General features: G+C 32.5%; 8 protein-coding genes. 3 read left to right on the forward strand and 5 right to left on the reverse strand.

The features are described 5' to 3' along the window. Positions 1–4 precede the first annotated feature (4 nt). From EI427_RS00260 to ruvB, 5 genes are all read right to left on the reverse strand, one after another. A complete protein-coding gene (locus EI427_RS00260; protein WP_126610636.1) occupies positions 5–3,169 on the reverse strand; it encodes an efflux RND transporter permease subunit in 3,165 nt (1,054 codons plus the stop codon). Continuing rightward, positions 3,169–4,356, reverse strand: coding sequence for an efflux RND transporter periplasmic adaptor subunit (locus EI427_RS00265; protein WP_126610637.1), 1,188 nt, complete (start codon positions 4,354–4,356; stop codon positions 3,169–3,171). The genes EI427_RS00260 and EI427_RS00265 overlap by 1 nt, the downstream gene beginning before the upstream one ends. A 116-nt stretch (positions 4,357–4,472) precedes the next feature. Then, the gene (gene glpK / locus EI427_RS00270) at positions 4,473–5,972 is read right to left on the reverse strand and encodes a glycerol kinase GlpK (protein WP_126610638.1); all 1,500 of its coding nucleotides are present in this window, start codon (positions 5,970–5,972) and stop codon (positions 4,473–4,475) included. 41 nt (positions 5,973–6,013) lie between these two features. After that, on the reverse strand, positions 6,014–8,104 hold the full coding sequence (locus EI427_RS00275) for a tetratricopeptide repeat protein (RefSeq protein ID WP_126610639.1): 2,091 nt from the start codon (positions 8,102–8,104) through the stop codon (positions 6,014–6,016). Positions 8,105–8,325: 221 nt separating this feature from the next. Then, on the reverse strand, positions 8,326–9,357 hold the full coding sequence (gene ruvB, locus EI427_RS00280) for a Holliday junction branch migration DNA helicase RuvB (RefSeq protein ID WP_126610640.1): 1,032 nt from the start codon (positions 9,355–9,357) through the stop codon (positions 8,326–8,328). Between the two features lie 183 nt (positions 9,358–9,540). On the opposite strand from ruvB, the gene EI427_RS00285 reads away from it, so the two are divergent. From EI427_RS00285 to hslU, 3 genes are read left to right on the forward strand one after another with little or no spacing between them, the layout of a single operon-like run. Beyond that, the gene (locus tag EI427_RS00285) at positions 9,541–10,800 is read left to right on the forward strand and encodes a M16 family metallopeptidase (RefSeq protein WP_317125732.1); all 1,260 of its coding nucleotides are present in this window, start codon (positions 9,541–9,543) and stop codon (positions 10,798–10,800) included. 1 nt (position 10,801) lies between these two features. Beyond that, entirely contained in the window at positions 10,802–11,863 is a 1,062-nt protein-coding gene (gene porQ, locus EI427_RS00290; RefSeq protein WP_170178349.1) for a type IX secretion system protein PorQ, read from the forward strand. 41 nt (positions 11,864–11,904) lie between these two features. Further along, positions 11,905–13,281, forward strand: coding sequence for an ATP-dependent protease ATPase subunit HslU (hslU, locus tag EI427_RS00295; protein WP_126610642.1), 1,377 nt, complete (start codon positions 11,905–11,907; stop codon positions 13,279–13,281). Positions 13,282–13,432: the final 151 nt, after the last annotated feature.

Genomic DNA, 13,432 nt, shown 5'->3' on the forward strand with positions numbered 1-13,432 from the left:
AATGCTACTCTTCATTGTTTTGAGGTGTTGTTTCTCTATCTTTTTCATATCCTGCAAGTTTACCTACAAGAACGAATAGCATAGGGTATAAGAATAGACCTAAAACAGTTGCTAGTCCCATACCACCAAGAAGTGCCATACCCATAACTTTTCTTGCTTCTGCACCAGAACCGGTAGCAATAACAAGAGGTAATACACCAAGAATAAATGAGAATGCAGTCATTAGGATTGGTCTAAATCTTAATTTTGCAGATTCGATAGCTGCGTCAAACAATCCCATACCTTCATCAAATTTTAATTTAGCAAACTCGACAATTAGGATGGCATTTTTTGCAGCCATAGCAATTAACATTACTAATGAAATCTGTGCAAAAACGTTATTTTCATAACTTTCACTGAAGAAACGAGCAACCCATAATAGTAAGAATGCCCCAAAGATTGCAAATGGAGTACCCAATAGAATACTAAATGGCATTGACCAACTTTCGTATTGAGCAGCAAGGATTAAGAATACAAAGATTAATGAGAATGCAAAAATGATAAATACAGATCCAGAAGCTTTCTTTTCTTGGTATGACATACCGTTCCATGCAAACGTCATATTTCTTGGTAATACATCTGCCGCAACTTCTTCTAGAGCAGCCATTGCTTGAGCAGAACTAAATCCTTCAGCAGGAGAACCTGTTACTTCTACAGAACGTAATAAATTGAATCTGTTTGTAAATTCAGGACCACTAATTTTTTCTACGTTAACTAGAGTAGATAAAGGAACTTTAGCCCCTTTAGCACTTTTTACATAGAAAAGATCAAGTTGTTTTTCATCGTTTCTATACTCAGGTTCTGCTTGAACATATGCTCTATAAAGACGTCCAAATCTGTTAAAGTCATTTATATAAGAACCTCCAAGGAATGCTCCAAATGTTGTATAAACATCGTTTAGACTAACGCCTAATTTTAAGATTTTATCTTTATTGATATCAATATAACGTTGAGGTACATTTGCTTGAAAAGTAGTAAATGCCATACCAATTTCAGGTCTTGCATTTGCTGCTCTAATAAATTCATTCGTATAATTTGCAAGATAATCTGGAGTATTACCTCCTTTATCTTGAATCATAATACTAAACCCTGAACCATTACCTAAACCAGGAATGGCAGGAGGCCCAAACGCAAAGACTTGTGCTTCTGTTATTTGGGTCATGAATAAATAATTCAGTTTATTTGTAACTTCCTTAGCGGTTAACTCTCTCTGACCCCAATTTGTTAATGTAACAAAGAAGAATGCTGAGTTAGTAGACATACTACTAGATAAAAGTGAGTAACCTGCTACTGTTGTAACCATATCAATTTCTGGTATTTCATCCATAATACCTTCAATCTTTAAAGAAATATCATTAGTTCTTTGTAACGATGCAGCCATTGGTAACTGAACGTTTACATAGAGATATCCTTGGTCTTCTTCTGGAATAAAACCGACTGGAACTTCAACGCCTAACCAGCCTGCAGCTATAAGAGTTAAGAATATAAAGATTGCACTTGATTTTAATTTACGAGTAGCAATTTTTGTTACACTGATATAAGTGACTGTAGAACGGTCGAAAATATTGTTGAACACTTTGAAAAATGCTCCTAATGGACCACCTACAGGTTCGGATTTTCTTAAGATTAATCCACAAAGAGCAGGCGATAATGTTAATGCATTCAGAGATGAGAAACATACCGAAACTGCTACAGTAATTGCAAACTGTTGATAAAGCTTACCGGTTATACCAGCCATACCCGCAACAGGAATAAATACAGCAACAAGTACTAAAGTTGTAGCAATAACAGGTGCTGTAACTTCAACCATTGCTTTATTTGTAGCTTCTTTTGGAGTAAAACCCTCTTCAATATATACTTGAACAGCATCTACAACAACAATAGCATCATCTACTACAATACCAATAGCGAGTACTAAACCTAGTAATGATAGTACGTTAATTGTAAATCCTAATAGAGGGAATAACATAAATGCGGCAACTAATGAAACCGGAATGGCCATTGTTGGAACTAGTGTTGCTCTCCAATCTTGGATAAATACATATACAACTAGAATTACAAGTAATAATGCAATAAATAGAGTTTCTATAATTTCATTAATACCAGCTGTAATAGGTAAAGTAGAATCAAGAGAGACTTTATAATCTATCCCGTTAGGGAAATCTTTCTTAAGTGCATCCATTTTATCAATAACTTCTTCAGCTAATGCAACTGCATTAGAACCTGGAGCTTGATAAATTGCGATTACAGCACAGTTATCTCCATTAAGTCTTGTAAAAGCAGAATATGTTTCTACACCTAACTCAACTCTTGCAACATCACCTAATAATACTTGGCTACCATCTTCATCTGTTCTTACAACAATTTTAGAAAATTGATCTTCATCTTGTAAACGATCTGGAAGTCGTACAGTGTATGTAAATTCTGTTCCTTTTGGAGCTGGTTCTGCACCAAACTTACCACCTGGTACAATTACATTTTGATTAGAAATTGCGTTTGTAATCTCAGGAATAGTTAAATTTAATTTAGCTAAGATATCAGGCTTTATCCATATACGCATAGAGTAATCTGATGTACCCAATACGTTAACACGACCAATACCTTTAGTTCTTGCTAAAACATCTTTGATATTAATTAATGAATAGTTACCCAAAAAGTTCTGGTCAAAACGACCATCTGGAGAAACTAAAGTAATTAGCATTAAAATGTTTGGTAATGACTTTTCAGTTTTAACACCAGTTCTTTTTACCTCATTAGGTAATTTAGGTGTTGCTGCAGCTACACGGTTTTGAGTAAAGACCGTATTCATATCTGGGTCAGTACCAATGTCAAATGATGTTTGGATTGTCATCGTACCATCATTCGAATTTATGGATTTCATGTAAATCATGTTCTCCACACCGTTAATTTCTTGCTCTAAAGGCGTAGCAACAGATTGTTCTACGTTTAGTGCACTCGCTCCTGTATAAGTACCTCTTACTTCTACAATTGGAGGAGTTAAGTTAGGATATTGCTCAATAGGTAATCCAATAATTGAGACACTACCTACAATAGTCATGATAATTGCAATTACCATGGCAACAATAGGTCTCCTAACGAAAAAGTTGGAATTATTTTGTTCTGTGCTCATTATTGTGCTTCGTACTGTGATTCAAATTTTACTGTCTTGAATTTTACTGTTGCGCCTTCTCTTACTTTTTGTAAGCCTTCAAGAACTATTTTTTCTCCTTTCTTTAAACCAGAGCGTACTAACCAATAATCTTTAAAAGTACTTGATAACTCTACTTTTCTTTGAGAAACTAGACCGTTATTGTCTACTACATAAACAGTATGACGACCTTGGAATTCCATAACACACCTTTGTGGAACAAGAATACCATCTTTCACGATATCAATAACTGATCTTACTTTAGCAAATTGACCAGGTCTGATAAGACGGTCATTGTTAGGGAAAGTAGCTTGAATAAGCATTGCCCCAGTATTAGCATCAACATTTCTATCTAAGAAATCAATATGACCCTTTTGAGAGTAGATTGTATTGTCAGAAAATATTAATTCTAACTTTTCAGAATCTCTTTCTTCTTTTTCTGTTCTTTTTTGCTCTGATTTCTCTTTCGTAATTGCATATCTAGCAAGACGTAAGTAATCATTTTCAGTAATAAAGAAACGAACGTTTACAGAATCGATTCTAGATACCGTATTTAAAATTACAGGGTTTGGTTCACGGCCAACAAATTCACCTACTTTGGCTTCAGTTCTACCAATAACTCCAGTAATAGGGGATTCAATAGTAGTATAGCCTAGTTCAATCTGCGACATTCTTAAATTTGCTTTAGCAGCAGCTACCATTGATTCTGCAGCACCTTTTTCTGCAAGAGCAGCATCAAGGTCTGATTTCGAAACGGCATTTTGCTCAGCTAAAGGTTGAATTCTACCCAAATCATTAGAAGCTCTAATTAAAGAAACTTTTGCTTCTGCTAACTGACTTTTACGCATTGTAACTTCAGCAGAGTAAGATTGAGGATCTACTGTATAAAGTAGTTGTCCTTTTTTTACTCTACTACCTTCTCTAAAATGTATACCTTCTAAGAATCCTTCCACTCTTGAACGAATTGGAATATCTTTAGTACCATATACCTGACCCACAAAAGTTTTTGTTAAAGGAACATTTTGTACCGTTACTTCTGTTACCTGAATCTCAGCTTGTGGAATTGTTTTTTGTTGTTTAGCAGACTCACCTCCACATCCAATAAGAACTATTGATGTGATTGCTAGGGTTATAAGCTTAGGAACTGCATTTAAAAAATTAAATGTCATTATGAATGATATTATGTAGTTAAATCTGATTGTAAAATTTTTACAAATCTAATGAAATATTTACATTTCTTATTAAAATAGTGAAGTCAATATTGAGTTTTATTTACAGATTAACTTTAATTTTTATCCCAATTAAAACTTCTCTCAACAGCCTTTCTCCATTTTTTCTTTAGAAAGTCCCTTTTTTCATTTTTAATGTTCGCTTCAAAAGAGGCATCTTCTTGCCAAATATTTTGAATTTCATCAATATTTTTCCAATAACCGACAGATAAACCAGCAAGAAATGCAGCACCTAAAGCAGTAGTTTCCATTACTTTAGTTCTTATGACTTTTACATTTGTAATATCACTTTGGATTTGCATTAATAGATTATTTGCGGCAGCTCCGCCATCAACTCTAATTTCTTTAGCTTTGTTACCCGTATCAGCTAACATAGACTCTATCACATCATAAGATTGCAAGGCTATTGCTTCTAGTGTAGCACGAACAATATGTGCTCTTTTAGTACCTCTAGTAATTCCGATTAATGTGCCTCTTGCATATTGATCCCAATAAGGTGCTCCTAATCCAGTAAGTGCAGGTACAAAAACAACACCTCCACTATCTTTTACTTCATTAGCAATTTTTTCAGAATGCTTTGCCTTCTTTATAATCTGTAAGCCATCTCTAAGCCATTGTATTGCAGCACCTCCTACAAAAACACTTCCTTCTAGGGCATAATTAACTTCATCTCCAATTTTCCATGCAATAGTTGTAAGTAGTTTATGTTTTGAACTTACAGCTTCAGTTCCTGTATTCATCATTAAAAAGCATCCTGTACCATAGGTATTTTTAATCATACCTTTTTTTATACACATTTGCCCAAAAAGAGCAGCTTGTTGATCACCAGCAATTCCTGATATAGGAATTTTTGTAGCAAATAGAGTTGTCGCTGTTTTAGTATATACTGCACTACTTTCTTTAACAGATGGAAGCATACTTTTTGGAATATCAAATATTTTTAGAAGACGTTTGTCCCACTTTAAAGTATGAATATTAAAAAGCATTGTTCTGCTAGCATTTGTAACATCAGTAATATGTTTTTTACCATTCGTTAATCGCCATATTAACCAACTATCTACTGTTCCAAAGCGGAGAAGTCCTTTCTCAGCTTTTTCTCTAGCACCTTCAACATTTTCCAAAATCCAATGTATTTTACTTGCTGAAAAGTAAGCGTCAATGATTAACCCAGTTTTATCATGAATTATTTTGGAATATTTTCCTTTAAGACTATCGCAGTATTTAGCAGTTCTTCTGTCTTGCCAGACGATAGCATTATATATGGGTTGATTTGTAGAGATATCCCAAACAATAGTTGTTTCTCTTTGATTGGTAATACCTATCGCAGCTATATTTTTACCATTTAAGCCTAATTTAGCTACAGACTCGGCAGCAACAGCCGCTTGTGTTGACCATATCTCTTGTGGGTCATGCTCTACCCAACTTGGTTTTGGGTATATCTGCTTAAATTCTTTTTGAGATGAGCTAATTATTTCTCCTTTTTTGTTAAATAATATGGCTCTTGAACTAGTCGTTCCTTGATCTAGTGCTAGTATATATTGTTTCTCGTTGTTCATGATAACATAAGTTTTATGCTATCTAAATTGCAAAAAAATATTTAGACCTTAAAATGAAAGCCAATGATTAATGTATCGTCAGTAGGTTTATATTGGATATCACTTTGTGGGGCCATCCATTTTGTTCTCACATCTTCCATTCGTTCTTTTTGTATGCTAAATGATTCAGAAGAGTTGTCTATTATTAATTGGCGGAGATTTTTTTCTAAAAACTTTTTGTTTTTTACACCACCAAACTGATCTTGAAAACCATCTGAATACAAGTAGAACTTAAGCTCAGAAGTTATTGGAATAATATGTTTTTGATAGCTATAATGATGATTAGAAAGCTTATCAGAGATAGATCTTTTTGTGCCTTTTATATAATGTTGTCCGCTTTCATCAATATAAAATAAAGGACGTCTAGCACCTGCAAATTCTAGGTAATTTGTTTTTAAATTAATAGTAACAATAGCTGCATCCATACCAGATGATTCTTGTTTGTCCTCAAGTAAATTATTCATTCTAATATCAAGCTCTTGTAAGATTTTTTCTGGCGATGAAATTCCAGAATCAATAATACTATTTAATACCTTAACACCTAACGTTGCAAGAAGAGCAGCTGGAGCACCATGGCCTGTGAAATCCATTAATGATATAAATACAATATCATTCTTAACAGAAACACTAAATACATCCCCACTTACTTCGTGTAGAGGTTTCCAAAAAATTAAATAATCATTAAATAGATCTTTAGCTTTTGAAGGTATAGCATTTAAAGAGCGTTGTATTTTATGAGCATATTTTAAACTATCGGTCAATTCTTCATTTATAACAGAAATTTCATCATGTTGCTCTTTGATAATCTTTAAAGATTTTTTTCTTTTCTGAAGTGATATGTAGATAAATATTACAAAGATTAATGCAAGAAAACTAATGAAAATAAGTGCTGCATTAACTCTGTTTTGATAGACAAGTTTTTCTTGTTGAAGTAATTGTTCTTTATTTAATCTATCAATTTTTAGGAGTGATTCTTTGTTTAAATATCTTTGATTTAAAACAGCTAATTCTTTTTGTTGAATTGTTGTATTCATTTTTATGTACAACTTAGACCAAAGTTTATGTGCCTTAAAAGCTTTTTTGTACCTATGAAGTTCGTGATATGTTTCGTAAAGAAGTTTTTGCGTATTAATTCTATCAACAACGTAATGTTCTTGATCATAAAATTGTTTTGCTTCTAAAAGGTAAGGTAATGCCTTATTATAAAATTGTTGATTAAAATAATTTTCACCTGATAAATAATTACCTCTAGCTATTAAATTTTCAATTTCAAATTCTCTAGATTTTTTATTCGCCTTGTTGATAAATATTTCAGCATCTCTAAATTGTCCTTTTTGAATTAGAATGTTTGAAATATTTAATAATGTTTCTGTTGTACGGTAAGTCGATTTATGTTTTTCGAATATAGTTAAAGCTATATATAAATTATCTAGTGCTAAATCAGTTTTGTTTTGTTGAGAATAAGCACTTGCAATATTATTAATAACTAACGCTAGGCCATGCATATCATTCAGTTTTCTTCTTATTTCTTCAGAACGTTTGAAAAAGGAAATAGCAAGATTGAAATTATTTGTAGAATTATGAATTTGACCAATATTATTATAGGCAATAGCCATGTCTCTTTCACTATTATTTTTCCTATTTAAATCAAGATCTTTGATATAATACTCTAATGCTTTTGTGAATTCACCTTTAATTTTATGAATAGAACCTAGGTTATTTAAAACGATAGACTCTCCAATATAATCATCTTTATTCTGGTAGATCAATAAGGCTTTTTGATAATTATAAATAGCTGAATCATATACTGTAAGTGCTTTGAAATTTCTAGCTAATTCTGTATAAGAGTCTGCAATTTTAATACTATCAACACTTTTGAAAGACCAATAGAGTGCATGTGCAGAAGCTTCTTTTCCATCATTATATTCTCGGAGTTTTCTTTTTGATTTTGCTATTTGCAAATAAAGAGAAGGTAAGCTTTTATACTCAATATTTTTCTTTAAAAAGGAGATATAGAAATTACTTTTTAAAATACAGCTATCGTACGCTTTTTTTTGATATAGCTGTTTAACCTCTTTTGTATATAAAGTCACTGAATCTATATGTAGATTTTGACTAGTATAAAAAGAAGCTAGACTTTCTTTGGGAATAAAAAGTAGCAAATTAGTCCACAGAAAATAGAATAATATGTTTTTGTGTTTTTTCAGAGTAATAATTTATATTTATAATTATACTCATAATTTATATTATAAAAAAAAGATTTGAAGCTAAATAGCCTCAAATCCTTCAAAAAAGTATTTTTTACAATTAAATATTAAAATAACTCACTTTGGTTTCCTTTATTTGGAGGGGAAATACCTAAATGTTCATATGCTCTCATAGTCACTTCTCTACCTCTAGAAGTCCTTTTAATAAACCCTTCTTGTATTAAAAATGGTTCATAAACTTCCTCAATAGTTTCTGCTTCATCTCCACAAGCAGTTGCAATTGTACTTATGCCTACAGGACCACCTTTAAACTTTTCTATAATTGTAGTTAATATTCGATTATCCATCTCATCTAACCCACCTTGATCAACATTTAAAGCACTTAAAGCCATTTTTGCAATGTCCATGGAGATTGTGCCATTTCCTTTAATTTCAGCAAAATCTCTTGTACGCCTTAGTAAGTTGTTAGAAATACGAGGAGTACCTCTACTTCGTCTTGCAATTTCATAAGAAGCATCATCATCAATTGGCGTGCTTAGAATGTTAGCGGAACGCTGAACAATTGTTGTGAGAAGTTTAGAATCATAGTATTGCAATCTAGAGTTGATACCAAAACGAGCCCTTAATGGAGCTGTTAAAAGTCCAGATCTAGTGGTTGCTCCAATTAATGTAAAAGGATTTAGGTCAATTTGTATTGTACGTGCATTTGGTCCAGAATCTAACATAATGTCAATTCTGAAATCTTCCATTGCAGAATATAAATATTCTTCAACTACGGGGTTTAATCTATGAATCTCATCGATAAAAAGAACATCATTGTCTTCTAAGTTTGTCAAAAGACCTGCTAGATCGCTAGGTTTTTCTAAAACTGGACCAGATGTAATTTTAATTTCAGCATCCATTTCATTTGCTATAATGTTAGAAAGAGTGGTTTTTCCTAAACCTGGAGGTCCATGTAATAATACATGATCCAGAGGTTCACCTCTTTTTCTAGCAGCCATAACAAAGACTTTAAGATTTTCTATAATCTTCTCTTGTCCTGTAAAATCTTTAAATGAAAGGGGCCTTAATGCTTTTTCAACGTCTCGTTCAGCATTAGAGAAACCTTCATTATCTCCTTTTAAATAATCTTCGCGCATATACCTTTTGATTAGAAAATTGGTATTGTATTTTCTATCACAAACAAAGTTAGTAAAATGTTCGATCTAATTTATACTTTGTAAAGTTGTCGGGGTCTGCTAACTTTAACATACACACTAGAGGTTATCATGGAGAATTTAGTGTGAGGCTATTGTTTAGCTACTTTTCATTTAGAATTATCCATGATAATCATTATAAAAAAAGGAATGATAAAATACAGAGAGTTTACTTTAGATAATGGCTTGAAAGTTTTTGTTCATGAAGATCATCATATTGCTTCAGCTGTTGTAAATATAATGTATGATGTAGGTTCTAGAGATGAAGACCCCAATAAAACAGGATTTGCCCATTTATTTGAACATTTAATGTTTAGTGGATCTGTAAATATTCCCTCTTATGATGCCCCTCTTCAAAAAGTTGGAGGTACAAATAATGCTTTTACATCTCCCGATATTACTAATTATTATATCACTCTTCCTTCTCAAAATCTAGAGACTGCTTTTTGGTTAGAATCAGATAGAATGTTAAGCTTATCCTTTGATTCCAATGCCTTAGAAGTTCAAAGAAAAGTTGTAATAGAAGAATATAAGCAAAGATATATCAATCAACCTTATGGAGATACTTGGCATCATCTTAGAAAATTAGCTTATAAAGATCATTCTTACCAATGGCCTACAATAGGTAAACAAATCAGCCATATAGAAGATGCCACAATGGATGATGTGAAGGCATTCTTTCATAAATATTATGTTCCTTCTAATGCAGTAATGGTTGTTGCAGGTAATGTAAAACTAGAGGAAGTAAAACAATTGGCTAAAAAATGGTTTGAGCCTATTCCTAGTGGTGAAAAACCAATAAGAAATATACCCGTTGAACGTATTCAGACTGCTCCAAGAAAGTTAATTATAGAAGAGAAAGTTCCTATTGATATGTTATATAAAGTATGGCATATGGAGGGAAGAAATAAACCAGGGTACTATTCTACAGATTTATTGAGTGATTTATTAGGTAGAGGAAAATCTTCTGTTCTTCATCAGAAATTAGTAAAAGAAGAACAAGTATTCTCTGGGTTATCAGCATATATAACAGGTTCTTTTGATCCTGGTTTATTGTGTATGACAGGAAAATTATCTGATGGAGTCACTTTGGAAGAAGCTGATAATAAATTAGGAACACTTTTAAAAGAGTTTTGTGCTACACCAATCTCTGAAGAAGATCTAGAAAAAGTAAAAAATCAAGCGGAGTTTTCTATGACGTATGGTAAAACAGAAATTTTACCACGAGCAATGTCTATTGCCTATGGAGCAATTTTAGGAAACCCCAATTTAATAAATGAAGAAGAGGAAAAATTAAGAAGTGTTTCTGCTTTAGAAATTGGTAATAAAGCAAAGCAAGTTTTAAAAGATGATAATTGCTCAACTTTATTTTATAAAGCAAAATAACATGAAGCAGAACTCTATTCTTCTATTCTCAATAACTTTACTTCTTCTAAGTACATCAACTTTATATGCTCAGTTAGGTGGTGCAAAAACATATAATTTTTTGACTGTACCAACAAATGCAAGACAAGTAGGACTTGGTGGTTTTTTAACTTCTTCTGGAGTTAATGATGCAAATGCTATGTTTTATAATTCGTCTCTTTTAGGTGATAACTCTGTAGATAAAGTAATTTTTAATTATTACGATTACCATACAACGGCAGGGCTTACAACATTAGGATACGCTAAGAAAGTAGGTAAAGGAGTAGTAGGTTTTGGAATGGGGTATATGGGGTATGGTGATTTCGATGGATTTGATCAGAACGGTAGTTATACTGGAACTTATACAGCAAATGATTATTGGTTCCAAGGAAGTTATACTAGAAAAGTAGGTGTATTTTCTTTTGCTGCAAATATGAAATTTGCTGCTTCAACTATAGAAAGTTATAAATCAAATGCTTTAATGTTTGATATGAATGGTTCTTTTATCCACCCAACAAAAGATTTAGTTGTTGGTTTGGTGATAAAAAATGCAGGTTTTGTGATGAAAGAATATCAACCTAATGATAAAAGTGAATTACCTTTTGATACACAATTAGGTATTTCCTTTAAACCTCAACAAATGCCTATCCGCTTTTCTGTTACTTATCATCATATACATGAATTTGATATCACTTATACAGATACTTCTTTAAAGGGTGAAACAGATGCTTTTGGTAATGAATTATATACAGAACCTAGTTTTACTGACAAATTGTCACGGCATTTTGCCTTTGGAGGTGAATTTGTATTGGGTAAAGTCATTAATCTTAGGGCAGGTTACAATGTGATGCGCCGTAAAGAAATGGTAACTCAAGGAGTGAAAGGATTAGCAGGGATGTCTTTGGGAGCTGCATTAAAAATCAAAAAACATATTGACTTTAGTTATAGTGTAGCTTGGTATCATGTGGCAGGACCTACCAATAGTTTAAGTTTAGCAGTGGCTACTTCAGGTTGGGAAAAAAGAAAGAAAACAGTGATAGAATAGAAATCAAATTATATATAGTTGATCACATTAATAATAAATCAATGTTAGAGAACTCAAAATATTTAACCCCGAGAGAAATTGTATCAGAATTAGATAAATACATTATTGGTCAAGATGACGCAAAGAAAAATGTATCTATTGCTTTAAGAAACCGTTGGCGTAGAATGAACGTTAAGGGTGATCTTAAAAAAGAAATTATGCCCAATAATATTTTAATGATTGGTTCTACAGGAGTTGGTAAGACGGAAATTGCACGTCGATTAGCTAAAGTAGCAAAAGCACCATTTGTTAAAGTAGAGGCCTCTAAATTTACAGAAGTTGGTTATGTTGGTAGAGATGTAGAAAGCATGGTAAGAGACCTTGTTGAACAATCTGTAGGCATGATTAAAGATTTGAAGAAAGCTTTAGTAGAAGAAAAAACGGTTCAAGCTGTAGAAGATGTTATTCTTGATGCTTTAATACCACCTTTAAAAAGTTCTCCTACAACAAATGCAACAGGTGAATATATTTCTTCTGACCACGAATTAAATGAAAAAACGCGTGAACGTTTTAGAGAGAAATTACGTGCAGGTGAATTAGAAGATAGAAAAATAGATGTTACTGTTGATAAAAATGGTGGCGGACTTGGTTTTGTAGGTGGAGGAGCTCCAATGGATGAGGGTTCTATGATGAACATCCAAGAGATGATCAACGGAATGCTTCCTAAGAAAACTAAGAAAAGAAAAATGACGATTGCAGAAGCACGTAAGATCTTGGTTGATCAAGAAAGTGCTAAGCTAATCGACATGGACGAGGTAAAAGATGAAGCTGTGCGTTTAGCAGAGAACTCTGGTATTATATTTATCGATGAAATTGATAAAGTAGCTAGTGGTGGTAATAAGCAAGGAGCTGATGTATCTAGAGAAGGTGTACAAAGAGATCTTCTTCCAATTGTAGAAGGAAGTACAGTGAATACAAAACATGGTATGGTTAAAACCGATCATATCCTATTTGTAGCAGCAGGAGCATTCCATGTTTCTAAACCGTCTGATTTAATACCAGAGCTTCAAGGTCGTTTTCCAATTAGAGTGGAATTACAAAGCCTTACAGACAAAGATTTTAGGACAATTTTACGTCAGCCAAAGAATGCTTTAACTAAGCAATATGTAGCATTACTAGAGGCAGAAGGTGTGAAATTATCTTTTAATGATGATGCTTTAGATGAAATAGCTACAATTGCCTATGAAATTAATATTGAAGTAGAAAACATTGGAGCAAGAAGATTACATACAGTAATGTCTCATTTATTAAATGATTTATTATTTGATGTTCCTGATGTAATTGGAGCAAATGCACAAATTGTTGTAACTAAAGAAATGGTTCACGAACGTTTATCAGGTTTAGTTAAAAATAGAGATTTGAGCCAGTACATTCTTTAAGTAAAAGAGTGCACTGTGTTACACGTATATAAATCTCGATTTCATTAATTTGAAGTTGGGATTTTTTTTATTTTACCCGAATAGTGCAATTTATTCTTGATTGATTTTAGGTAAAAAAACAATAAAATTATGTAATATTATGTAAAGAAAG

This window comes from Flammeovirga pectinis (assembly GCF_003970675.1).
Taxonomy (GTDB): domain Bacteria; phylum Bacteroidota; class Bacteroidia; order Cytophagales; family Flammeovirgaceae; genus Flammeovirga; species Flammeovirga pectinis.

Bases quoted from the DNA above. Each gene is read 5' to 3' on its own strand.
- EI427_RS00260 (WP_126610636.1), bottom strand. From the start codon at position 3,169: ATGAGCACAGAACAAAATAATTCCAACTTTTTCGTTAGGAGACCTATT.
- EI427_RS00265 (WP_126610637.1), bottom strand. From the start codon at position 4,356: ATGACATTTAATTTTTTAAATGCAGTTCCTAAGCTTATAACCCTAGCA.
- glpK (WP_126610638.1), bottom strand. From the start codon at position 5,972: ATGAACAACGAGAAACAATATATACTAGCACTAGATCAAGGAACGACT.
- ruvB (WP_126610640.1), bottom strand. From the start codon at position 9,357: ATGCGCGAAGATTATTTAAAAGGAGATAATGAAGGTTTCTCTAATGCT.
- EI427_RS00285 (WP_317125732.1), top strand. From the start codon at position 9,541: ATGATAATCATTATAAAAAAAGGAATGATAAAATACAGAGAGTTTACT.
- porQ (WP_170178349.1), top strand. From the start codon at position 10,802: ATGAAGCAGAACTCTATTCTTCTATTCTCAATAACTTTACTTCTTCTA.
- hslU (WP_126610642.1), top strand. From the start codon at position 11,905: ATGTTAGAGAACTCAAAATATTTAACCCCGAGAGAAATTGTATCAGAA.